This window comes from Pseudomonas germanica, from assembly GCF_019614655.1.
Classification (GTDB): domain Bacteria; phylum Pseudomonadota; class Gammaproteobacteria; order Pseudomonadales; family Pseudomonadaceae; genus Aquipseudomonas; species Aquipseudomonas neuropathica.
This window is the reverse complement of sequence record NZ_CP071586.1, coordinates 638,244-661,279: the sequence shown is the minus strand read 5'-3', so window position 1 is coordinate 661,279 and position 23,036 is coordinate 638,244. Positions and strand designations below refer to the sequence as shown.

Sequence of the window (23,036 nt, the reverse complement as noted above, 5' to 3'; positions counted from 1 at the left end):
GCCGTGACGCTCCGCGTCACTGGACGCGGAGCGTCCCTTGAGGCATTCCCACGCAGAGCGTGGGAACGATCAGTGTGTAGGGTTAAAGGCTAGGCAAAAGCTTTGCCGAAACCAGCTCAGTCAAACACCTCGAAGCCAACAGTTCAGTCGCCGCATTGATGTCCGGAGCAAAAAACCGGTCCTTCTCATAGAACGGCACTTCCTTACGCAAAATCGCCCGCGCCTGCTCCAGCTTCGCCGAGGTCTTCAGACCGTTACGCAGATCCAGACCCTGCACCGCCGCTAGCCATTCCACCGCGAGAATCCCGCGAGTGTTTTCAGCCATTTCCCACAGACGCTTGCCGGCCGCCGGGGCCATCGACACATGGTCTTCCTGGTTGGCCGAGGTCGGCAGGCTGTCGACCGAGTGCGGATGGGACAGCGCCTTGTTCTCGCTGGCCAATGCTGCCGCAGTCACCTGGGCAATCATGAAGCCGGAGTTCACCCCACCATTGGCGACGAGGAACGGCGGCAGTTGCGACATGTGCTTGTCCATCATCAGCGAGATGCGCCGTTCGCTCAGCGAGCCGATTTCGGCGATGGCCAGGGCCATGTTGTCAGCAGCCATGGCCACCGGTTCGGCGTGGAAGTTGCCGCCGGAAATCACATCGCCTTCAGCGGCGAAGACCAGCGGGTTATCCGATACGGCGTTGGCTTCGACGGCCAGCACTTCAGCAGCCTGACGAAACTGCGTCAGGCAAGCGCCCATGACTTGCGGCTGGCAACGCAGCGAATATGGATCCTGAACCTTCTCGCAGTTCTGGTGCGAGTCAGAGACTTCGCTGCGCTCACCGAGCAGATCGCGGTAAGCGGCAGCAGCGTCGATCTGACCTTTCTGGCCACGTGCGGCGTGAATGCGTGCATCGAACGGCGAACGCGAACCCAATACCGCTTCAACCGTCAGACCGCCCAGCGCGAGCGCGCCGGCAAACAGGTCCTCACCTTCGAACAAACCACGCAGAGCAAACGCGGTAGAAACCTGAGTACCGTTAAGCAGCGCCAGACCTTCTTTCGCCGCCAGCGTAAGCGGGGTCAGACCGGCCACTTTCAGCGCTTCGGTGGCTTCCATCCACTCGCCTTTGTAACGGGCCTTGCCCTCACCGAGCAGCACCAGCGACATATGTGCCAACGGCGCCAGATCGCCCGATGCACCCACCGAACCTTTCAACGGAATGTGCGGATAAACCTCGGCGTTGATCAGCGCGATCAGCGCATCGATCACCACTCGGCGAATACCGGAGAAACCACGGCTGAGGCTGTTGACCTTGAGCACCATGATCAGCCGTACCAGTTCGTCGCTGATCGGCTGACCGACACCCGCAGCGTGGGACAACACCAACGAGCGCTGGAGGTTTTCCAGGTCTTCGCTGGCAATGCGGGTCGAGGCCAGCAGGCCGAAACCGGTGTTGATGCCGTAAGCGGTGCGGTTCTCGGCGAGGATCTGCTCGACGCAAGCGACGCTGGCTTCGATCTGCGCCGAGGCGCTGTTGTCGAGGCTCAGCTTGACCGGGTTCTGATAGACGTCACGCAGTTGGGCCAGGCTCAGTTGGCCGGGAATCAGGTTCAGCGCAGTCATTTTGTGCTCCTTTTGAGAGTTTGTTATTAACTCGCCAGACGCTCCGGAGATGTCCGTTGTCCGTCGCGTCTCGCCTTTTGGGGAGTCGCGCCTTGGCACGCTGGCGTGGGTATTGTCAGTGCAGATTCGGTAATACGTTGTGCAGCGTATTCGGGTTTTTCAGAACGCTCGCAGCGGCAGCGATATCCGGCGCCAGCCAGCGATCCTGGTCGTAGGCCGGAACCGTTTCGCGCAGCAGTCGCCACGCGCGGTCAGTGCCCACGCCAAAGCGCTGTTCCTTGAGGAATTCAAACGCCTGCGCCGCCAGCAGATATTCGATAGCGAGTATCTGTGTACAGTTTTCCAGGGCGCGGTGCAGCTTCAGCGCGGCGTTGGTGCCCATGCTCAAGTGGTCTTCCTGCAGGCCCGAGGTAATGTAGTTATCGAGCACCGCCGGTTGCGCCAATTGACGGTTTTCCGCACACAGTGACGCGGCGACGTATTGCACGATCATCATCCCGGAATTAACCCCAGGATTGGCCACCAGAAATGCCGGCAAACCGCTAACGTGCGGGTTCACCAGACGATCGAGGCGACGCTCGGCAATCGAGCCGATTTCGGCCATGGCAATCGCCAGCAGATCGGCGGCCATTGCCACCGACTGACCGTGCGGGTTGGCTTGCGACATCACCCGGAAATTGTCCGGTGTGCCGAGCAACAGCGGGTTGTCGGTGCAGCCGTTGAGTTCGGCTTCGACCTGTTTGATCGCATGTTCCAATTGATCGCGTGCAGCGCCGTGCACCTGCGGGATCGAACGGATACTCAGCGCATCTTGAGTACGGATGCCCTTGCTCGACGCAATTACTTCACTGCCATCGAGCAACGCACGCAGATTGATGCCGACCTGCTGCATGCCCGGGTGCGGTTTCAGCGCGATGATCTCAGCGTCGAACGCATCGATCTGGCCGCGCTGGGCTTCGAAACTCATTGCGCCGATGACGTCGGCCCATTGCACCAACCGCGTTGCGTCGGCAATCGCCAGACAGCTGAGGCCGGTCATGCACGGCGTGCCGTTGACCAGGCACAAACCGTCCTTCGCACCCAGTTGCACCGGCTTCAAGCCTTCTTCAGCCAATGCCTGTTGCGCCGAGGTGATCTGGCCGCGATAGCTGACATTACCGACGCCGAGCAACGCGATGCCGATGTGCGCCATGTGCGTCAGATAACCCACCGAACCTTGCGACGGCACTTGCGGAGTGATGCCGCGATTGAGCAGCGTCAGCAGGCCTTCGACGACCCGGCGATGGATGCCGGATTTGCCGTGGCTGTAGTTGTGAATCGCCGCGCAGATGATCGCGCGAGTCTGCTCATCGGGCAGCACCGGGCCGACGCCGCAGGCATGGCTAAGCAAGGTGTTGCGCGAGAGCTGGCTGAGTTGCTCGTCTTTGAGCGAGACGTTGGACAAACCGCCCAGACCGGTGTTGACGCCATAGGCGCGCTCGCCGCTGGCGACGATGCGCTGAACGATGCCTTGGGCGTTTTCGATGCGCGCCCAGGTGTCGCTGGACAGTTCCAGAGGCGCGCCGTGACGGGCGACGGCGACCACGTCCTGCCAACGCAGGGGGCTGCCGGTGATAACGATTTTTTCAGCCTGGGACATCTAAAAAACCTCTTGAACAAGATCGTTCCCACGCTCTGCGTGGGAATGCCGCCTGGGACGCTCCGCGTCCCGACTTCTGCTCTGTGCAGGGTGACGCGGAGCGTCACGGGATGCATTCCCACGCAGAGCGTGGGAACGAGCGTCAGACCACCGCCGCCCGCCGCTGCACAAACCGGTCAACGTACTCATCCGCCGGCGAATGCAGAATCTCGCGTGGCGTGCCGACCTGAATCAGCCGGCCATCCTTGAGAATCGCGATGCGGTTGCCGATACGCACCGCCTCATCGAGGTCATGGGTGATGAAGACGATGGTCTTGTGCAGGGTCTTTTGCAGCTCCAGCAACTGGTCCTGCATCTCCGCGCGAATAAGTGGATCCAGCGCACTGAACGCTTCGTCCATCAGGATGATGTCGGTGTCCGCCGCCAAGGCGCGGGCCAGGCCGACACGCTGACGCATGCCGCCGGAGAGCTGGTGCGGGTATTTGTTTTCGTAGCCTTTGAGGCCCACGGTGTTGATCCAGTGCAGCGCGCGTTCCGAGCACATCTGCTTGCTCTCGCCACGCACTTTCAGGCCGTAGGCGACGTTGTCGAGCACGCTCTTGTGCGGCAGCAGGCCGAAGCTCTGGAACACCATGCTGATCTTGTGCCGGCGAAATTCGCGCAGGGCGTCCATGTCGTATTGCAGGATGTCCACACCGTCGACGAGGATCGCGCCGCTGGTCGGGTCGATCAGGCGGTTGAAGTGACGCACCAGCGTCGACTTGCCCGAGCCGGACAGGCCCATGATCACGAAGATCTCGCCGGTGCCGATGCTCAGCGACAGGTCGTTAACGCCGACTACGCAACCGGTTTCGTTCAGCACCTGATCCTTGGTCTTGCCCTGGCCGACCATGGCCAGCGCATCTTTGGCGCGGTTGCCGAAAATCTTGAAGACGTTTTTGACTTCGATCTTGCTCACGGTTGCGTTGCTCATTTGCTCACCTCATGCCGTGGCCGACCGTACGCCTGAGTAATGCGGTCGATGACCACTGCGAGAATCACGATCGCCAGACCGGCTTCGAGGCCGCGTCCAACGTTGAGAGTCTGAATCCCCACCAGCACATCTTCACCCAGACCTCGGGCACCGATCATCGAAGCGATCACTACCATCGACAGGGCCATCATGGTGGTCTGGTTGATCCCGGCCATGATGCTTGGCAGGGCCAGCGGCAATTGCACGCCGAACAGTTGCTGCCAGCGGTTGGCGCCGAACGCGTTGATCGCTTCCATCACTTCGCCGTCGACCTGGCGAATACCCAGATCAGTCAGGCGAATCAGCGGCGGCGCGGCGTAGATCACCGTGGCGAAAATCGCCGGGACCTTGCCCAGACCGAACAGCATCAGCACCGGGATCAGATACACGAAGCTGGGCATGGTCTGCATGATGTCGAGCAGCGGCATCAGCACCGAACGCAGGCGATTGCTGCGCGCCGAGAGAATCCCCAGCGGGATGCCGATCAGCACCGAAATGATCGTCGCGACCATCATCAGCGCCAGCGTCTGCATGAGCTTGTCCCACAGGCCAACGGCGCCGACGAGGAACAGCAGACCGACGATGACCGCCGTGGTCACCACTTTGCGCGTGGCGTGCCAGGCGACGACACCGACGATCGCCAGCATCAACCACCACGGCGCCGCACGCAGCAGGCCTTCGAGGTTGACGATGGCCCAGAGCAGGGTGTCGGAGATGTGGCGGAACACATCACCGTAGTTGGTGACCAGTGAATCGACCCAACCGTTGACCCAGTCGGCGATGGAAAAGGTAAAGCTTTCGGGAAACATAAGCGGCTCTCAATCAGAAATCTCAATCAAGCGATTACGGCATATCTCCCGGCCAGCCTCACGGTTGACCGGGAGGTATCGACCTACAGCGCCGCGTCGATTTTCTTGGCTGCGTCTGCACTGACCCACGCATGCCAGACCTCAGGATGTTCCTTGAGGAAGATTTTCGCCAGTTTTGGCGACTCGATACGTTCCTTGGCCATGCGGCCCAGGTTCTGGTTCAGAAGGTCGATCGGCAGGTTGACCTTTTCCAGCACGGCGACCAGTTCCGGGGCCTCGTCGTGGAAGGTTTTCGACAGGCCGACCTTGATGCTTACGGTCTTGTCGACGCCCGGTTTTTCTTCCAGTTTCACCGCGTCGATCTGGCCCATCAGCGGGGTTGGCGACCAGTAGTAGAACAGGATCGGCTCGCCGCGCTTGTAGCTCGACAGCACCGCCGCATCCAGCGCCGGGCCTGTGCCCGGGCGGAAGTTGGTGTAGCTGCTTTCGAGGCCATAGCTTTTCAACATTTCGCTGTTATCGAGTTCGCAGGTCCAACCCGCCGGGCAGTTGTAGAAGCGACCCTTGGACGGCTCTTCGGCGTCCTTGAACACGGCGGCGTATTTGCCCAGATCGGCAATGTTTTTCAGGTCCGGGGCTTTCGGCTCAAGCTTGCGCTTGGCGTCGCCTTCAATCACGTAGCGCGGCACGTACCAGCCTTCGACAGCGCCGACAATCGGTGCACCGACACCGACGACCTTGCCGGCCTTCTCGGCCTTGTTCCAGACTTCGCTGCGGCCGACCCACTCTTCGGCGAACACTTGAATATCGTTGCTGCTCAGGGCGTTCTCCATGGTGATGGAGTTGCCCGGGAGGCTGTCGGTCTTGCAGTCGTAACCTTTCTCCAGCACCACTTGCAGCACGTCGGTCAGCAGCATGCCGCTTTCCCAGTTCAGGCCGGCGAATTTCACCGGTTTACCCGATTCGCACCAGCCAGCGGCTTGGGTCGCACCGGCACTGGCCAGCAGGCCCATGGACAGCAGTGTGGTGAGCAGGGTCTTGTTCGATTTCATTGTTTCGACGCTCCTAATCATGAATTGGCTTACGGCAGTCAAGAGGCATCCAGCCCTGTCCACGTCCAATCAGGCCTGCGCCGCAGCGCGACCGGCCCCACTTTTTTCAGGTGGTACAACGCTGTTCTGCTCGACCGGCAGAATCAGTTGATCAGGTACCGCGCTGTGCCATTTTTTTGCGCACACGTAGTAGACGGCAGCCGGCAGCACCAGACCGATGATCCAGGAAATGTCCACATCACCGAGGGCCGCCACCAGCGGGCCGGTGTAGAACTTGGTGGAGATGAACGGCAACTGCACCAGCACACCGAACACATAGACGCTGATGCCGAGCAGGTTCCAGCGGCCATAGCGACCGTTCGGATTGGCCAGCGCCGGCACGTCATAGCGCTCGCGGGTGATGCAGTAGTAATCCACCAGGTTGATCGCGCTCCACGGGGTGAAAAACGCGAGCAGGAACAGGATGAAAGACTTGAACGCACCGAGGAACGAGTGCTGACCAAGCAGTGCAATCAGGGTCGCTGCGCCGACAATCACCAGCACAAACACCAGACGCTGCATGCGCGTAACGGTCAGGTGACCTTTGAAACCACTGATGATGGTCGCGATGCACATGAAGCTGCCGTAGGAGTTCAGCGTCGAGATGGTCACCTTGCCGAACGCGATGCTGAAGTACAGCAGCGCAGCGGTGGCACCGGTGCCGCCCAGACCGACGATGTAAGCCACCTCATGACCGGCGAACTGGCCGTTGGCCGAAGCCGCAGCGAACACACCGAGGATCATCGCCACTTGCGCGCCAACCACTGAACCGGCACCGGCGGCGAAGAAGGTTTTCACCGCCGAGGTGTTGCTCGGCAAGTAACGGGAATAGTCAGCCACGTAGGGGCCGAAAGCGATCTGCCAGGAGGCCGCGAGCGACACCGCGAGCAGGAAGCTGCTCCAGCTGAAATGACGGATTTGCAGGAGTGCGCCGACGTCGGTTTGGCTCATCAAACGCCAGAACAGGAAGACGAAAGCGATCACGCCAATCACGCTGGCAACACGGCCGATCCAGTGGATCACCCGATAACCGAGCACCGTCACCAGCACGATGACGCTGGCAAAAATCAGGATGCCGACGCTGTCACTGACGTTAAACAACTGACCCAACGCTTGACCGGAAAGCACGGTACCCGTCGCGGTGAAACCCAGGTACATCAGGCACACCAGCACGATCGGGATTGCCGCGCCGTAAACGCCAAACTGCACGCGACTGGAGATCATCTGCGGCAGACCCAGCTTCGGCCCTTGCGCAGCGTGCAACGCCATCACCCCGCCGCCGAGCAGTTGGCCGATCAACAGACCGATCAACGACCAGAACACATCACCGCCCAGCACCACGGCCAAGGCCCCGGTGACAATCGCGGTGATTTGCAGATTCGCCCCCATCCACAGGGTGAACTGGCTAAACAGACGACCGTGTCTTTCCGCTTCCGGGATGTAGTCGATCGAACGCTTTTCGATCAACGGTTTGTTGCCTGCACGATCGGTGTTAACAGCCATGATTCAACCTCTGTGGATTGTTCCGGGTTTTGTTCTTTTTTGGCTTTTGCTTTTGTAGGAGTGAGCCTGCTCGCGATTGCGATGGGTCAGTCAGCACATTTGCCGACCGTGCCGGCCTCATCGCGAGCAGGCTCACTCCTACAGGGGTTGTGCGTTTATTTACCGGTAATCATCGGCAGGTTCAGGCCCTGTTCCTTGGCGCAGTCGATGGCGATCTGGTAACCGGCATCGGCGTGACGCATGACACCGGTGGCCGGGTCGTTGTGCAGTACGCGCGCAATACGCTCGGCCGCTTCGTCCGTACCGTCGCAAACAATCACCATGCCCGAGTGTTGCGAGAAGCCCATGCCGACACCGCCGCCGTGGTGCAGGGAAACCCAGGTCGCCCCGCTTGCAGTGTTGAGCAATGCGTTGAGCAGAGGCCAGTCGGACACGGCGTCGGAACCGTCCTGCATCGATTCGGTTTCACGATTCGGGCTTGCGACCGAGCCGGAGTCGAGGTGGTCGCGACCGATCACGATCGGCGCCGACAGCTCACCGCTGCGGACCATTTCGTTGAAGGCCAGACCGAGCTTGGCGCGCAGGCCCAAACCAACCCAGCAGATACGTGCCGGCAGCCCCTGGAAGCTGATGCGCTCGCGGGCCATGTCCAGCCAGTTGTGCAGATGGGCGTCGTCCGGGATCAGCTCTTTGACCTTGGCGTCGGTTTTGTAGATGTCTTGCGGATCACCCGACAGCGCCGCCCAACGGAACGGACCGATGCCACGGCAGAACAGCGGACGGATGTAGGCCGGTACGAAACCCGGGAAATCGAAGGCGTTTTCGACGCCTTCTTCCTGCGCCATCTGACGGATATTGTTGCCGTAGTCGAAGGTCGGGATGCCTTGCTTCTGGAATTCCAGCATGGCTTTGACGTGCACCGCCATCGACTGCTTGGCGGCTTTGATTACGGCGGCCGGTTCGGTCTTGGCGCGAGCGCGGTATTCGTCCCAGGTCCAGCCCGCCGGCAGGTAGCCGTTGAGCGGGTCGTGGGCGCTGGTCTGGTCGGTGACCATGTCCGGGCGTACGCCGCGCTTGACCAGTTCCGGGAGAATTTCTGCGGCGTTACCCAGCAGAGCGATGGAAATCGCTTTACCTTCTTTGGTGTATTTGTCGATGCGCGCCAGGGCGTCGTCGAGGTCTTTGGCCTGCTCGTCGACGTAACGGCTTTTCAGGCGGAAATCGATGCTGACTTGTTGGCATTCGATGTTCAGCGAGCAAGCGCCGGCGAGGGTTGCCGCCAGCGGTTGCGCACCACCCATGCCGCCCAGACCGGCGGTGAGGACCCACTTGCCGGTGAGGTTGTCGTTGTAGTGCTGGCGACCGGCTTCAACGAAGGTTTCGTAGGTGCCTTGAACGATGCCCTGGCTGCCGATGTAGATCCAGCTGCCGGCGGTCATCTGGCCGTACATGGCCAAGCCTTTGGCGTCGAGTTCGTTGAAGTGCTCCCAGCTCGCCCAGTGTGGCACCAGGTTGGAGTTGGCGATCAGGACGCGCGGGGCATTGCTATGAGTCTTGAATACGCCGACCGGCTTGCCGGACTGCACCAGCAGGGTCTCGTCGTCGTTCAGGTTGGTCAGGCTCTCGACGATCTTGTCGTAGCACTCCCAGTTACGCGCGGCGCGACCGATACCACCGTAAACCACTAGCTCTTTGGGGTTCTCGGCGACTTCCGGGTCGAGATTGTTCATCAGCATGCGCAGCGGCGCTTCGGTCAGCCAGCTCTTGGCGGTCAGCTTGTTGCCGCGGGCAGCGCGGATCTCAACGTTGCGAAACTTTGTAGGCTTATTGTCAGTCACGAAAAAGACTCCTCAGCGATCAATTCAAACCAACCCTGGCAGTGGGCAAGCAGCCTGCGTGCATCAATGCGCGACAAGCGAATCAGTGGACGCTGCGGAGAGTCTCGAACAACTCATACGCATACGTCTTTACTTGTACATACAAGCATATGCAATCAAGCGGCCAACTTGTTGGAGGGGTGTTCAAGAAAAATCGCGGGCACGGCTGGAGGGCGTCTGAATCAAGGGTTCGGGCGTGGATGAAATTTTTCATGGGGATGATTTAGGGCGACGGGACTTTGTTACGTGAGCGTGGTTTTGCGCCACGCTGGGGCGTTCGGTAACAAGTTGGTGCGTGGGTTGGGAACACCCCAAAAGCAAAAGATCGCAGCCTTCGGCAGCTCCTGGATTGGGATTGATGTAGACCCTGTAGGAGCTGCCGAAGGCTGCGATCTTTTAAGATTTTTGAATCAGCGCGCAGTCAACTCGATCACGCAGCATGCGGCGTTGGTGGAGACTTCGGCCAGCCCACTGTTACCGTCCAGTTGCAGACAATCATGTCGCCCCAACTGCGACGTGCTGTCGCCAACCGCCACTTCCAGCAAATCGCTGACACTGAACACCAGCAACGTTCCCGCCGAACTGAAGAGCCGCTGCTCACCGTCCAGCCACTGCAACCGCGCGCTGTAACGCTGCGGCGCATAGATCAGGTTGAAATCGCGAATCGCACCGCCTAGCAGCGTGCACGACACCTGGCTCTCACCACTGAAAGCAAACGGGTCGAGCGGTAACAGCGGCCGCGTATCGTCGCCGTCAACGCACAAGGTCATGCCGTCACCCTGCAACACGGTGATCACCCGCTGGTAACCGGCGAACGTCGAAAAACCACCCGACTCAGCGATGTCGGCAATCGACAGGCGCCAGCCAAAACCGTCCAGGCCGGCCCCCGCGTCACGGGTGATTTCTTCAGTGCTGCCGCCACCGTTTTTCCACGGCATGCGCGGGTAGCCTTCGGCGCGTAAAACCTTCACTTGAGTCATTTATGAAAGCGTCCTTCCAGACGATGACGGGAACCTGGGTGAATCAGTCGAGCAGCGGTAACCGGCTGGCGCCCCGACCATGTGCGGCGACGAATCAGCAAACACGGCTCGCCTTTTTCAATCTGCAGCAACTTGCACTCGGAGGGCTCGGCCAGAATCGCTTCAACCACGTGCTCGCCCTCAGTCAGCGGCGCCACCTGATTGAGATACGCGTAAGGCGTCTGCAGAGTGAAATCCTGCTTGAGGTATTCCGGCGCGACCAGTGCGTTGACGAAACGGTCTTCGATTTGCACCGGAATATCATTTTCGTAATGCACGATCAGCGAGTGGAACACCTTCTGCCCTTCACGCATGTCCAGCGCCAGCGCGCGCTCGGAACCGGCAGCCTCTTCTTCAAGAGTGATGACCTGGCAGGTGTGGCGATGGCCACGGGAGGCGATTTCGTCGGCGATGTTGTGCACTTCGAACAGCGCAGACTGGCTCTTCGGTTCGGCGACAAACGTGCCGACACCTTGCATGCGCACCAACAGGCCGTCGGCGGTCATCTCGCGCAGCGCGCGATTGATGGTCATGCGGCTGAAACCGAGTTGATTGACCAGCTCGCTTTCGGACGGCACGCGGTAGTGCGGCGGCCAGTTTCCGCTGTCGATCTGCTGGGTGATCATCTGTTTGACGCGGGCGTACAAGGGCGCCGGACTGTCGCCCATGTTCGCGGCCAACGGGGAGACTGGAGGCGGAGTCGGCACGGTTGATCCCTGTTCATTGGTGAAAGTGGCTAGCTTGCCGGAGTTTACCGGGCAGGCAAACGTCTGTATATGTATATACAAATAACACACGATGGGGTGCTGAACCATGTCCGCCTTCTTTGCCGAACGCGCGCTGCTGCCTAACGGATGGGCCAACAATGTACGTCTTGAGGTCAGCGCCGATGGCCTGCTGACCCAGATTCAGGCCGATTCCACCGCAGACGGCGCCGAACGGCTGAGCGGCCCGCTGTTGCCGGGCATGCCGAATTTGCACTCCCACGCCTTCCAGCGGGCGATGGCGGGTCTGGCTGAAGTGGCCGGCAATCCGAACGACAGTTTCTGGACGTGGCGCGACTTGATGTATCGGCTCGTCGGAAAAATCAGCCCGGATCAGCTCGGCGTGATTGCCCGTCAGCTGTACATCGAAATGCTCAAGGCCGGTTATACCTCCGTCGCTGAATTTCATTACGTGCACCACGACAGCAATGGTCAGCCTTACGCCGATCCGGCTGAACTGGCCTTGCGCATCAGCCAGGCTGCGAGTGAAAGCGGCATCGGTCTGACGCTGTTGCCCGTGCTCTACAGCCACTCTGGTTTTGGCGGCCAGACGCCGAATGACGGCCAGCGCCGCTTCATCAACAGCAGCGAAAATTACCTGAATCTGCAATCGCGTTTGCAGCCGTTACTGGCGCAACAAAAGGCGCAATCGTTGGGTCTGTGCTTTCACTCGTTGCGCGCAGTGACGCCGCAACAGATCAGTGAAGTTTTGGCGGCCAGCGACAAGCAATGCCCGGTGCACATCCACATCGCCGAGCAGCAAAAAGAAGTCGAAGATTGCCTGAGCTGGAGCGGTCGGCGGCCGCTGCAATGGCTGTACGAAAATACCGAAGTCGATCAGCGCTGGTGCCTGGTGCACGCCACTCACGCCAACCCGGAAGAAGTCACGCTGATGGCCAAGAGTCGCGCCATCGCCGGACTGTGTCTGACCACTGAAGCGAACCTGGGCGACGGGATTTTCCCGGCGGTGGATTTCCTCGCCCAGGGCGGGCGCATGGGCATAGGTTCCGACAGTCATGTGTCGCTTAGCGTGGTGGAAGAATTGCGTTGGCTGGAATACGGCCAGCGTCTGCGCGATCAGCGGCGCAATCGCTTGTATGGCGCGGATCAACCGATGGTCGGGCGCACGCTGTATGACGCGGCGCTGGATGGCGGTGCGCAAGCGTTGGGGCAGCCGATTGGCGCGCTGGAGGTTGGCAAGCGTGCGGACTGGATTGTGCTCGACGGCAGCGATCCGTATCTGGCGACGGCCAATGGCGACGGGATTTTGAATCGCTGGTTGTTTGCCGGCGGCGATCGTCAGGTGCGCGATGTGCTGGTCAATGGTCAGTGGGTAGTGCGTGATGGTCGACATGCTGGCGAAGAAGACAGTGCCCGCGCCTTCACCCAGGTCCTGCGTGACCTCCTCGGCTGACAGCTGATCGTTCCCACGCTCTGCGTGGGAATGCAGCCCGGGACGCTCTGCGTCCCACAAGCGGACGCAGAGCGTCCATTGAGACACTCCCACGCGGAGCGTGGGAGCGATCAGGATGGGTGATTAATTTGAGGTCTTGGCCATCTGCCGATCCGACGCGCGCCAGATCAATCGCGTGGTGTCATAGCCTTGCTGACGTGCCTTGCTCAGCAGTTCTTCACGCACCACACCGTTGACGGTCGGCGTGCGCGACAACAACCACATGTACTTGCGACTCGGGTCACCGACGATGGCGGTCTTGTAGTCATCGCTGACGTACAGCACCCAGTATTCGCCTTTCGCGACACCCGGAATCAGCCGCGAGAACCAGGTGTCGAATTCCACCCAAAGCTTGTCGGTCTTGCCCGGCACCTGTGGATAAGCCGTGCCCTTGGCTTCTTCCCACTGCCAGTCCGGAGTCAGGCAGCGATTGAGCACCGCGACATTGCCGTCAGGCTTGAGGGTGTAATGGGCTTCGGACTGCGCGCAATTGCGCTGGAAATACATCGGCAAGCGCGCCAGTTCATACCAGGTGCCCTGATAACGCTTGAGATTGACGCTGTTGACGGTTTTCGGCGCCAACGGGTCGACGCCGGAAGTGGCGCAGCCGGCCAGTACCAGGCCGGCAAAAAGGATCAGCAATAACCGCTTCATTTTTCTTCTCCGTGGGCGCGAAGCCCCGGTTTACTTCAGGCCTTGGCCGGAAAACATCAGCACTTTGTCACCGGCGTACTGCACGCTGATAAAGCTGTTCTTGTCGCCCCAAGTGCAACTGGACATGCCGAGCGCGCCCGAGCAATCGGTGGGCTTGCCGAGCAGAGTCTCGACTTCGGCCTTGGCCATACCGGCCGAGAGCTTCGAATAGTTTTCCTGATTGACCTTGCTGCATGCGGCCAACAGCACGCAAAACGTCAGAAGGGCGATAGATCGCAGCGACATGGTGTAACTCCTGGAACGAGGGGGGGATGGCATGGTGCCAACCAGAAGCTTAGAAGAGAAAACCCTCATCTGGTTCCGTGGGGGAATGGCTATTTATTAGCCCGCCCGTCTGGCATTTGCCGATAAATCAGCCACTTTGTAACGCTATTGAGCATTTCGTCGCCTTTCGCCAAAGACGCCTAATCTTTGGCGCACCGCGGTCGACATAAAAGCAGCGCAAAGCCCCCGAGTGTGGCAAATTGCCGCCCTTTCTTGACCAGTCCCTTCGCGGTAGCTCATTCGATGACCAGAAACATGAAATTCAGCCACAAGATCTTGTTGGCTGCCGCCCTCGTGGTGGCCATTGCGTTCGCCTGTTTCATTTTCTTCAACGACTATCGACAGCGCGAAGCCTTGAACAGCAGCACCGAAGCCTCGATGCAGGAGCTGGGCAGCCTGACCACCAGCAACATCCAGACCTGGCTGGAAAGCCGCATTCAATTGCTGCAATCGCTGTCGCAGCAAGTCGCCGTCGACGGCAACGCCCCCGCCAACCTGAAACGCATCATCGACCTGCCCGCCTACACCGGCAATTTCCAGCTCAGCTACTTCGGCGGCGCTGACGGTGTGATGTTCTCGGTGCCGGCCGGCAACCGCGCACCGGATTACGATCCACGCGCCCGGGGCTGGTACAAAGCGGCAAACAGCGCGCAACAGACCATCGTCACCGAACCGTACATCGCCGCGTCCTCGGGCAAACTGGTAATCACCGTTGCCACGCCGGTACAGCGCCAAGGGCAGATGCTCGGCGTCGCCGGTGCCGACATCGACCTGACCAGTGTCAGCGCAATCATCAACTCGCTGAACTTCGGTGGCCACGGCCACGCGTTCATCGTCAGTGCTGACGGCAAGATCCTGATCCACCCGGACAGCAAACTGGTGCTCAAAACCCTCGCCGAGGCCTATCCGAATGGTGCGCCGAAAGTCAGCCCGGGCCTGAAAGAAGTCGAGCTCGACGGCAAAACCCAACTGATCTCCTTCACCCACATCAACGGCGTGCCGTCGGCCGACTGGTACGTGGCGCTGGTACTCGATAAAGACACCGCGTTTGCAATGCTCAGCGAATTCCGCACCTCGGCGCTGATCGCCATGGTTATTGCCGTGGTGATCATCATCGCCCTGCTCGGCATGCTCATTCGCGTGCTGATGCAACCGTTGCTGACCATGGGCCGCGCGATGCACGACATCGCCGAAGGTGAAGGCGACCTGACTAAACGTCTGGTAATCCACGGCAACGACGAGTTCGGCGCGCTAGGCACCTCGTTCAACCGTTTCGTCGAGCGCATTCACACCTCGATCCGTGAAGTGTCTTCGGCCACCGGCCAGGTCAACGAAGTCGCCCTGCGCGTAGTCGCGGCGTCGAACTCGTCGATGTACAACTCCGATCAGCAGTCCAGCCGTACCAACAGCGTCGCCGCCGCGATCAACCAACTCGGCGCCGCCGCGCAGGAAATCGCCCAGAACGCCGCCCTCGCCTCGCAGCACTCCAGCGATGCCCGCAGCCTCGCGGTCGACGGTCAGCAGGTTGTGGATAAAACCATCCAGGCCATGCAGCAGTTGTCGGCGAAGATCAGCGATTCGTGCGGCAACATCGAAACCCTGAACAGCAACACGGTGAACATCGGCCAGATTCTCGAAGTGATCACCAGCATTTCCCAGCAGACCAACCTGCTCGCGCTCAACGCCGCGATTGAAGCGGCGCGTGCCGGTGAAGCGGGTCGTGGTTTTGCCGTGGTGGCGGATGAAGTGCGCAACCTCGCGCACCGTACCCAGGATTCGGCGCAGCAAGTGCAAAAGATGATCGAAGAGCTGCAAGTCGGCGCGCGTCAGGCGGTCAGCATCATGACCGAGAGCCAGCGTGAGAGTGAAAGCAGTGTCGGCATCGCCAACCAGGCCGGTGAGCGATTGGGTAGCGTGACTCAGCGTATTGGAGAGATCGACGGGATGAACCAGTCGGTGGCTACCGCGACTGAAGAGCAGACGGCGGTGGTCGAGTCGATCAATGTCGATATCAACGAGATCAACACGCTGAATCAGGAAGGTGTGGAGAACTTGCAGGCGACGTTGCGGGCGTGCTCGGATCTGGAGCAGCAGGCGGCGCGGTTGAAGCAATTGGTGGGTAGTTTCAGGATCTGAAGATCAAGGGCTTTACCCCCTCACCCCAGCCCTCTCCCCCAAGGGGGCGAGGGGGAAAGGGAGCCAATCTTCATGTTGTTCAAACTTGAGTTCGACTCGATATCTCAGGTCGATGTATCAAGCCCAGACACCTCGGTCAGTCCCCTCTCCCTCAGGGAGAGGGCTAGGGTGAGGGTAAGCTCTTAAAATCTAGAGCCAGGCTCAGAAAGAAACACCAACTCCTCAGCCGTAGACTCCCGCCCCAACACCGCATTGCGATGCGGAAACCGGCCAAACCGTGCAATCACCTTTTGATGCCGCTCGGCATAATCCAGATTATCGGCAAACACCGCCCGCTCCGCTTCCGGCTGTTCAGCCACCAATTCAATGAACCGGGAAACTGCCTCATTCTGCACCGCGAGGTTTTCGCAGTGTTCGAACACCAGATAAATGAACACTCGCTGAATGGGTTTTAACTGCCGATCGAAATCCGCAGCAATGCCTTGCGCAACGAGCTTCTGCGCACGCAGATCGCCGGAGAAAGCTTTGGGAGAGTCGCGAAAGATCATTCGCGGCAGTTGGTCGAGCAGTAACACCACCGCCAGCCAACCTTCGGGACGTTGCGTCCACTCGGTCAATTCGCCAGCCAGGGCCTGATCGACAAAGACCCCGAAACGCTCACGCGCTTCGAGGTCTTGGCTGTCTCGCTTGCCGAACCACAACTTGCCCTTGTCAGCCGCAATCTCGTCCGGGGATTCGGCTTGTCCGAACCACCAATCGAGCAACGGCTGCCAGGGCGCGGTCATGGTTTATTCCTTGTGGTAGGCCGTAGCGCGGGCTACTTCTTCTTTCGAACCGAGGAACACCGCTACGCGCTGGTGCAGGCCTTCCGGCTGAATGTCGAGGATGCGCTGGTGACCGTCAGTGGACGCGCCGCCCGCTTGTTCCACCAGGAACGACATCGGGTTGGCTTCGTACATCAGACGCAGTTTGCCTGGCTTGGATGGCTCGCGGCTGTCGCGCGGGTACATGAACAGACCGCCACGAGTCAGGATGCGGTGTACGTCGGCAACCATCGCCGCGACCCAGCGCATGTTGTAGTTCTTTTTCAGCGGACCTTCTTCACCGGCCAGCAACTCGCCAACGTAACGTTGTACCGGGGCTTCCCAGTGACGCTGGTTGGACATGTTGATCGCAAATTCCTGGGTCGACTCAGGAATGGTGATGTCTTCGTGGGTCAGCACGAAGCTGCCCATTTCGCGGTCGAGGGTGAAACCTTTGACGCCGTCGCCCAAGGTCAGTACCAGCATGGTTTGCGGGCCGTAGATCGCGTAACCGGCGGCAACCTGCTGGGTGCCTGGCTGCAGGAAGGCTTTTTCGTTCAGCGGCTCGTTCTGGCTCAGGTATTCGTTCGGGCAACGCAGTACCGAGAAGATGGTGCCGACCGGGGCGTTGATGTCGATGTTCGACGAGCCGTCCAGTGGGTCGAATACCAGCAGGTACGCGCCTTTCGGGTATTTGCCCGGGATCTGGTAGGCGTTGTCCATTTCTTCGGACGCCATGCCGGCCAGGTGACCGCCCCATTCGTTGGCTTCGAGCAGGATCTCGTTGGAGATCACATCGAGTTTCTTCTGCACTTCGCCTTGGACGTTTTCAGTGCCCATGCTGCCCAGAACACCACCCAGGGCGCCTTTGGACACGGCGTGGCTGATTTCTTTGCAAGCACGCGCGACCACTTCGATCAGGAAACGCAGATCGGCAGGAGTGTTATTGCTGCGGGTCTGCTCAATCAAATAGCGACTCAGGGTAACGCGGGACATGGACGGCTCCGGTGGAATGGGGGGCTAAAAACCCGCGCAGTTTACAGGGAGTCTGAAAACGTAGCGAGCGAAGACGCCCGGTAACGTGCGTTGGGGTGTATTTGCCTGTATGAGACGTGATTGTCGGGGGAGAGTTCAGGTAGCGGGTTTAGCGTAGACGGGTTCGGGACGGGTGGTGGCTAAGTGGAGCGGCAGTTTGAGTATTTTTATTGGCTGGTAGGCCGCTATCGCGAGCAGGCTCACTCCTACAGTTGATCGCATTCCATCTGGAGAAATGCAATCAACTGTAGGAGTGAGCCTGCTCGCGATCGGGTGCGCAGCACCCGCCTTTTCAGGATTTGGCAGGAGGCTTGCGCAATAAACTAAACGCCATTGCCCCCAAAAACACCACACTCAACAACAACACCGCCCACAAGCCGATCTTCTTCCAATTGGTCTCAGCCACCGCCGCCGTAGTCGCCGTTGAAGTCTGCGTCACAACCACCTCACCCTGAACCACAGCCTTACCCAACCCCGCCAACTTCTCCGGTTTGAAATCCGGAATCAGCGTCGCCAGCGGCAAGTTCGCCGTCTTCACCGTCGCATTGCCCACCGCCAAACTAAACGGCCCCTCGCCCCGCGCGAGGAAAACCACCTGCGTCGCCCGCACCGCATATTTCAGACTCGGCGCCTGCTCGCCCAAACCACCGCCGCGCTCATCCACGCTCAGTTTCAACTGCTGCACGGTCTGCCCGTAGAGCGGCAATTCGTTCTGCACCACATCCTGGCCATTCTGGGTCAGGCGGTACAGCAAGCCACTGCTCAGCGTTTGCCACGGCAAGCTGCTTTCACGACGGCCGGCCAGCGTCACCGGCGCCAGGCTGTTCGGCTGTTTCAATTCAACCTGCACGCGCTCAATGTTCAACCCCATCGGCAACTGCCAGGCGTACTCCCCGGCCTTGGAGCTGCTGCCGGCCAATGCCGGCGACCAGACCAATGGCAGCGGCAAATCGCGCGGATCACTGCTTTTCAATTGTGCCGCCGTCAGGATCGGCGCCGAATTCGGCGACTCCCACAGCAACCGCACATAGCGCGCCGATTGCCCCGGCAACGTCACTTCGTGCTGCTCGATGCGCTCATCGGAAAAGGTCAGCCGCGCGACCTGCCCCTCGCCCCACGCTTGCCAGTGTTGCAGATCGTCGCTGGCTTCAATGCTGAAGCGCTGGAAGCCGTCGCGCTCGCTGGTCCAGTCGAGGATCAACTGCTGCAACGGCGCCTTGATCGCGCTGGCATCCAGCAGCCAGCCACGTAGCACCTCTTCACCCACCTCCAACTGACTGGACGGCTGCACCTCGACCAGCGTGCCGTTGGTGGTCGATTGCACACGCACATTCGGCGCGCGTTCGCTGGCGTCGGCGGCGTTGTACAGCGGGAACCATTTCACCTCATGCAACCGGCCGTCGTCGCGGGTCTGCGCTGATTCGCGCGCCAAGGCGTAGGCCTGCGCTTCGCCGGCAGCGTTGAACACCCGCAAGTCACTGAGATCAGTCTGGCGCGCCTGCAATTGCACGCTCAACGGCAATTCGAGGCGATACCACGGGCCGTTGCCGCTCACCGCCAGCGGCACCTGCGTGGCGAAGTCCGCCGGTTTTTCCTGAGCGCCGGCCGCCATCACCACGCCCAACGCCAACCAACCCAGATTTCGCATGCGACTCAAGATGAAACTCCTTCGGTGTCCGGGGCCGGTTTGTCCGCCGCCGGTTCAGCGTCGACGCGCTTGGGCGGCAGTGGCGCGAAATAGCCGACCACCAGCAGCAACACGCCGACACCGATAAACGAGACGATCCGGGCGAGACCGCCACGGTTGCTCAATTCGACAAAAATCAGTTTGGCCACCACCAACGCAATCAGCGCCGCGCCAATCAGCCACACTTCGCGACGATGGCGCAGATGGCCGCCGATCATCAGGCCCAGCGCCATCAACGTCCAGACGATGGACAATCCGGCCTGCACCAGCATTGAGGCGAGCAACGTATCCAGCTCGAACGGGATGCCGGCCCAATGGTGCGCCGCGCGGGTGACCAACGCGGTGCAGAAGGCGAACAGCGAAACCCCGGCGACCAGTTGTGTCGCGTAATCGGCGTAGTCCTGACGAATCGACAGCTGCGAAACCGCGCTGCGCGACCAGACGTAAACACCGAACAATGCGAACAACAAACCCAGCTCCAATGGATTGAGCAGCGGCACGTATGGCAGCGGCTCGGCGTTGCCATCGCTGACACCATTCGCCAGCCAGAACCACGCCAGCATCAACACTGCCAACGGCGCGGCGGCATACAAGCGGTATTCGCTAGGGAATGCCGCCACCGGCCACGGCCATCTGCGCGGTGCCGCCGCCAGCAGCAGATACAGGCTCGGCAGAATCGCCCAGCCCAGCCAACGCCAGGCGTTGTATTGCTCGGACAACAGCAGCAGACCGTAGCGCAACTCCAGCGCCAGAACACCAATCAGCAGCCAGCAGCCGAGCACATGCGCCGCGCTCAAGGCGCGCGCCGGCAACATCGGCGCCAAACGTCGCAAGCTGAAGAAATGCACGGCGAACACTGCTGCCCACGCCAGCCAACCGAAATCGGCCGCCGGGTGATAACGCGAATGCCAGGCAGCGAGCAACACCAGACCCGCCGCCGGAATCAGCAAGGTGCAGAGCAAGCCCAGCGCCGGCCATTTCAACCGCAGCGCCAGCACCGCCCACAGCGCGACACTGATCGCCACGACCAATAGCAACAACGTGCCTTGCAGATTCGGCGGAGCAAACCGCAGTACTTCACTGACCCACGCCAGCGTCCACCAACCAGCGCCCCACACCAGCAGCACTTCGGACAAACGCTGCAGACTCAGCGCATCGAATGCTGAAGCGTGATTGCCCAGTTGCAGGCGCCAGGCACCGATCATCGCAGCCAAGCCTAGTACCAGCGGTGTCCAGAATCCGCCATGGGCCAACGGTTTCAGGCCTTCGCTGGACAGTGGCCCAAGCAACTCGGGGCCGGCCAGCAAAAACGCCGCGCCACCAATCAACTGCAACAGCAGACCAAAGACAAAACTTACGCGCTGCTTGAGGTACAGGCTCAGCCAGATGATCAGCAAACCACTCGCGGCCCACACCGCACTCGCCGTTTGCCATGGCAGCACGAACAGCACCGCCAGATTGATCAGCACCAAACCGGCCAGCAGCACCACCGACAGCCCCCGCAACAGACGCACATCGCCACGCACCATTTCATCGCGAGCCGCCAACAGCATGCCGGCGATCAACGCCAGCCCGATCAACGACGCGCTGAGCAACCCGCTCCAGCCGGCGCTGAACACCGCCGCCGAATCCTCGCCCGCGCCTTGCAGACGCAACAGGAACAACGCACCGCCAAGCAACTGCACGGCAAACGCGCTGAACAGGAACGTGCGCGATTGAATGCGCAGACCGACCAACAGAGTTGCCAACCCGGCCAGCGCCCAACTAATCGCCGTGGCTTGAACGAAGAAGAACAGCGGCGCCAGCAGATAGAGGAAGGTCAGGCCCAGACACGCCAACACCGGCAAACCTTGTCGCTCCCAAGGCGAGGCTTGTTCCGGCGCGGCCTTGCGCAATTGATAGAAGCTGAACAGCAGGGCAATGCCAAGCATCAATGCGCCCAACGGTGCACCGTCAAGCAGACTGCTCTCGCCGACGCGCAACTGACTGAGAAACGCCAACGCCGACCCCAGTTGCAGCAGCAAGGCAAACGCCCGAGCGAACGGTCGATGCTGACGCAGACCGAGCCAGAAAATCCCCGCGCCTTCCACTGCCCATGCCGCCGAGGTCCAGCGCGCATCCAGCCCCAGCGGAATGGCCAGACTGGCGAAAATCACCCCGATCGCCAGACAGGTTTCACCCAGCAGCACCGCGCGCCCGCCCAGCAACACCTTGGCCAGTGTCATGTAGATCATGCCCAGCGCCAGTGCACTGAATGCTGCTGCAAATTCCAGATGCTGCACCAGCGCAAACTGCAAACCAAAGCCAATGATCGGCGGTCCGAACAGCATCGTGCCGTCGACGTAATCGCCCTTGCGCGCCGACCAGTGCAGCAACGCTTCGCGATCGCCATCCGTAGGTGCATCGGGCATGTCGAGCAATTTGCGGCGGGCGAACAGCAGGCCGATGGCGAGGTACATCAGGAAGAACAGGATCAGGAACGGCTCGGTGCTCCACAACAGTTCCGGCGCATACGAACGAAGGCCCCAGGCGAAGCCGATGCCAAAGGTGCCGACGAAACCAATCAGGTTGAGCAGACGCCAGGCTTTGAACCAGGCGATGGCAAGAATGCCGGCGTTGAGTAGTGCGAAATAGCTGAACAGCGCGACGTGGTTGCCGGCGCCGGTCGAGGTCAGGATCGGCGCCGCGAAACCGCCCAATGCCGCCGCTGCGGCTAGCCCTAAAGCATCTTGAGTGATGGCGAGAATCGCCGAGAAAACGGTGACCGCCACCAGCAGGCCGAGCGCGGCCGATGGATCAAGCAACGGATGCAGACGCATCGCCGCAAACACCGTCAAATACAGCACCGCGATCCCGGTGCCTTGCAGCATCAACGCGTAATTGCTGTTGCGCCGCCGCAGCCACCAGCCCAGCGCGAGCAGGCCCAACGCGGCCGCCGCAACACCGGCGTAACGCAACTCGATCGGCACGACCATGCCTTCAGTGGCGTAGCGCAGCAGGAATGCGAGACCGAAGAACAGCAACACCACACCGACCCGCAGCACGGTGTTGCCGCCAAACAACCAATTGCGCGCGGCGCTGATACCGCGCTCGACAAGGTTCGGGCCACGGGGTTCGGCAGGCTCTTGCGGTTCGGACGTAACGGCGTCGAGGCGCCAGACATCGGCGGGCAGCGGTTGACTGATTTCGCTGGCGACGGCGGACAGCGGTTCCAGTTCGGGCGGCAGTTCCCAGACCAGTTCAGGTGCTGGAGCTGCTTCTACGACTGTGACTGGTTCAGCAACAGGTTCGGGACCCGGTGGCGGCGCGGCACGAACCGGGGCACCTTCGAGCAGAAACAGGCGCTGTTCGACGCCCTGCAAAGCGATCTTCGCCAGCTCAAGTTGACGCTGCTGCTCCATCGCCTGCGAGCCTAGCCGCGCGATGCGGATCGTCTGCCCGATCACCAGCCCCAGCAACGCGCCCAATAGCGCATCACTGAACGACTCGTCGAGCAGCCAGCCGAGCACCAGCCCGATCAACATGAACATCCATTGCATGGTCGATATCCCTAAGCGCGAAGGCTAATCCGGGAAGATTAGCGCAGCCTGACCCAAAAAGATCGCAGCCTGCGGA

General features: G+C 60.5%; 17 protein-coding genes and 1 pseudogene. 3 read left to right on the top strand and 15 right to left on the bottom strand.

Going from position 1 to position 23,036, the window contains the following annotated elements; genetic code table 11:
* Positions 1-82: 82 nt before the first annotated feature.
* The 9 genes from hutH (J0G10_RS02895) to hutC form a co-directional block, all read right to left on the bottom strand.
* The gene (gene hutH / locus J0G10_RS02895; protein WP_095047186.1) at positions 83-1,615 is read right to left on the bottom strand and encodes a histidine ammonia-lyase; all 1,533 of its coding nucleotides are present in this window, start codon (positions 1,613-1,615) and stop codon (positions 83-85) included.
* A gap of 115 nt (positions 1,616-1,730) precedes the next feature.
* Positions 1,731-3,254, bottom strand: coding sequence for a histidine ammonia-lyase (gene hutH / locus J0G10_RS02890; RefSeq protein ID WP_220557378.1), 1,524 nt, complete (start codon positions 3,252-3,254; stop codon positions 1,731-1,733).
* Between the two features lie 142 nt (positions 3,255-3,396).
* Positions 3,397-4,227 (bottom strand): quaternary amine ABC transporter ATP-binding protein, encoded by an 831-nt coding sequence (locus J0G10_RS02885; protein ID WP_123449374.1) that lies wholly within the window; start codon positions 4,225-4,227, stop codon positions 3,397-3,399.
* Positions 4,224-5,075, bottom strand: a complete 852-nt coding sequence (locus J0G10_RS02880) for an ABC transporter permease (protein ID WP_007949591.1) — start codon at positions 5,073-5,075, stop codon at positions 4,224-4,226. Before J0G10_RS02880 ends, J0G10_RS02885 begins: the two co-directional genes overlap by 4 nt.
* Positions 5,076-5,158: 83 nt before the next feature.
* Positions 5,159-6,127 carry an ABC transporter substrate-binding protein gene (locus tag J0G10_RS02875; RefSeq protein ID WP_095047183.1) on the bottom strand — a complete coding sequence of 323 codons (969 nt, stop codon included), beginning with the start codon at positions 6,125-6,127 and terminating at the stop codon, positions 5,159-5,161.
* 69 nt (positions 6,128-6,196) lie between these two features.
* The gene (locus J0G10_RS02870) at positions 6,197-7,669 is read right to left on the bottom strand and encodes a purine-cytosine permease family protein (protein WP_095047182.1); all 1,473 of its coding nucleotides are present in this window, start codon (positions 7,667-7,669) and stop codon (positions 6,197-6,199) included.
* Between the two features lie 155 nt (positions 7,670-7,824).
* Positions 7,825-9,507: a urocanate hydratase gene (hutU, locus tag J0G10_RS02865; protein WP_095047181.1), complete on the bottom strand. Its 1,683-nt coding sequence runs from the start codon at positions 9,505-9,507 to the stop codon at positions 7,825-7,827.
* Positions 9,508-9,956: 449 nt separating this feature from the next.
* Positions 9,957-10,526 (bottom strand): HutD/Ves family protein, encoded by a 570-nt coding sequence (locus J0G10_RS02860; RefSeq protein WP_095047180.1) that lies wholly within the window; start codon positions 10,524-10,526, stop codon positions 9,957-9,959.
* On the bottom strand, positions 10,523-11,233 hold the full coding sequence (gene hutC, locus J0G10_RS02855; RefSeq protein ID WP_163013658.1) for a histidine utilization repressor: 711 nt from the start codon (positions 11,231-11,233) through the stop codon (positions 10,523-10,525). The genes J0G10_RS02860 and hutC overlap by 4 nt, the downstream gene beginning before the upstream one ends.
* Before the next feature lie 145 nt (positions 11,234-11,378).
* On the opposite strand from hutC, the gene J0G10_RS02850 reads away from it, so the two are divergent.
* Positions 11,379-12,743: a formimidoylglutamate deiminase gene (locus J0G10_RS02850; protein ID WP_220557376.1), complete on the top strand. Its 1,365-nt coding sequence runs from the start codon at positions 11,379-11,381 to the stop codon at positions 12,741-12,743.
* Between the two features lie 123 nt (positions 12,744-12,866).
* On the opposite strand, the gene J0G10_RS02845 is transcribed toward J0G10_RS02850, so the two are convergent.
* Together J0G10_RS02845 and J0G10_RS02840 are read right to left on the bottom strand one after the other, a co-directional pair.
* Entirely contained in the window at positions 12,867-13,436 is a 570-nt protein-coding gene (locus J0G10_RS02845; protein ID WP_093430049.1) for a lipocalin family protein, read from the bottom strand.
* A 30-nt stretch (positions 13,437-13,466) separates the two neighbouring features.
* Positions 13,467-13,721, bottom strand: a complete 255-nt coding sequence (locus J0G10_RS02840) for a hypothetical protein (RefSeq protein WP_003220802.1) — start codon at positions 13,719-13,721, stop codon at positions 13,467-13,469.
* Between the two features lie 282 nt (positions 13,722-14,003).
* On the opposite strand from J0G10_RS02840, the pseudogene J0G10_RS30235 reads away from it, so the two are divergent.
* Positions 14,004-15,038: pseudogene (locus J0G10_RS30235) on the top strand (HAMP domain-containing protein); the annotation flags it as partial.
* A gap of 93 nt (positions 15,039-15,131) precedes the next feature.
* The gene (locus J0G10_RS30230) at positions 15,132-15,896 is read left to right on the top strand and encodes a methyl-accepting chemotaxis protein (protein WP_371748298.1); all 765 of its coding nucleotides are present in this window, start codon (positions 15,132-15,134) and stop codon (positions 15,894-15,896) included.
* Between the two features lie 182 nt (positions 15,897-16,078).
* Here the strand turns inward: J0G10_RS30230 and J0G10_RS02830 are convergent, their stop codons facing one another.
* From J0G10_RS02830 to J0G10_RS02815, 4 genes are all read right to left on the bottom strand, one after another.
* Positions 16,079-16,681 (bottom strand): DUF924 family protein, encoded by a 603-nt coding sequence (locus J0G10_RS02830; protein ID WP_220557366.1) that lies wholly within the window; start codon positions 16,679-16,681, stop codon positions 16,079-16,081.
* A gap of 3 nt (positions 16,682-16,684) precedes the next feature.
* The gene (locus tag J0G10_RS02825; RefSeq protein ID WP_007909265.1) at positions 16,685-17,695 is read right to left on the bottom strand and encodes a class 1 fructose-bisphosphatase; all 1,011 of its coding nucleotides are present in this window, start codon (positions 17,693-17,695) and stop codon (positions 16,685-16,687) included.
* Positions 17,696-18,026: 331 nt separating this feature from the next.
* The gene (locus J0G10_RS02820; protein ID WP_095047176.1) at positions 18,027-19,391 is read right to left on the bottom strand and encodes a DUF3999 domain-containing protein; all 1,365 of its coding nucleotides are present in this window, start codon (positions 19,389-19,391) and stop codon (positions 18,027-18,029) included.
* A complete protein-coding gene (locus J0G10_RS02815) occupies positions 19,388-22,960 on the bottom strand; it encodes a DUF2339 domain-containing protein (RefSeq protein WP_220557364.1) in 3,573 nt (1,190 codons plus the stop codon). The genes J0G10_RS02820 and J0G10_RS02815 overlap by 4 nt, the downstream gene beginning before the upstream one ends.
* Positions 22,961-23,036 lie beyond the last annotated feature (76 nt).

What these genes read in the sequence shown, in the direction of transcription:
- J0G10_RS02840 (WP_003220802.1), bottom strand. Translation starts at nt 13,721, where the DNA reads ATGTCGCTGCGATCTATCGCCCTTCTGACGTTTTGCGTGCTGTTGGCC.
- J0G10_RS02845 (WP_093430049.1), bottom strand. Translation starts at nt 13,436, where the DNA reads ATGAAGCGGTTATTGCTGATCCTTTTTGCCGGCCTGGTACTGGCCGGC.
- hutH (WP_095047186.1), bottom strand. Translation starts at nt 1,615, where the DNA reads ATGACTGCGCTGAACCTGATTCCCGGCCAACTGAGCCTGGCCCAACTG.
- J0G10_RS30230 (WP_371748298.1), top strand. Translation starts at nt 15,132, where the DNA reads ATGTACAACTCCGATCAGCAGTCCAGCCGTACCAACAGCGTCGCCGCC.
- J0G10_RS02860 (WP_095047180.1), bottom strand. Translation starts at nt 10,526, where the DNA reads ATGACTCAAGTGAAGGTTTTACGCGCCGAAGGCTACCCGCGCATGCCG.
- J0G10_RS02815 (WP_220557364.1), bottom strand. Translation starts at nt 22,960, where the DNA reads ATGCAATGGATGTTCATGTTGATCGGGCTGGTGCTCGGCTGGCTGCTC.
- J0G10_RS02830 (WP_220557366.1), bottom strand. Translation starts at nt 16,681, where the DNA reads ATGACCGCGCCCTGGCAGCCGTTGCTCGATTGGTGGTTCGGACAAGCC.
- J0G10_RS02825 (WP_007909265.1), bottom strand. Translation starts at nt 17,695, where the DNA reads ATGTCCCGCGTTACCCTGAGTCGCTATTTGATTGAGCAGACCCGCAGC.
- J0G10_RS02880 (WP_007949591.1), bottom strand. Translation starts at nt 5,075, where the DNA reads ATGTTTCCCGAAAGCTTTACCTTTTCCATCGCCGACTGGGTCAACGGT.
- J0G10_RS02885 (WP_123449374.1), bottom strand. Translation starts at nt 4,227, where the DNA reads ATGAGCAACGCAACCGTGAGCAAGATCGAAGTCAAAAACGTCTTCAAG.
- J0G10_RS02850 (WP_220557376.1), top strand. Translation starts at nt 11,379, where the DNA reads ATGTCCGCCTTCTTTGCCGAACGCGCGCTGCTGCCTAACGGATGGGCC.
- J0G10_RS02875 (WP_095047183.1), bottom strand. Translation starts at nt 6,127, where the DNA reads ATGAAATCGAACAAGACCCTGCTCACCACACTGCTGTCCATGGGCCTG.
- J0G10_RS02870 (WP_095047182.1), bottom strand. Translation starts at nt 7,669, where the DNA reads ATGGCTGTTAACACCGATCGTGCAGGCAACAAACCGTTGATCGAAAAG.
- hutH (WP_220557378.1), bottom strand. Translation starts at nt 3,254, where the DNA reads ATGTCCCAGGCTGAAAAAATCGTTATCACCGGCAGCCCCCTGCGTTGG.
- hutC (WP_163013658.1), bottom strand. Translation starts at nt 11,233, where the DNA reads ATGGGCGACAGTCCGGCGCCCTTGTACGCCCGCGTCAAACAGATGATC.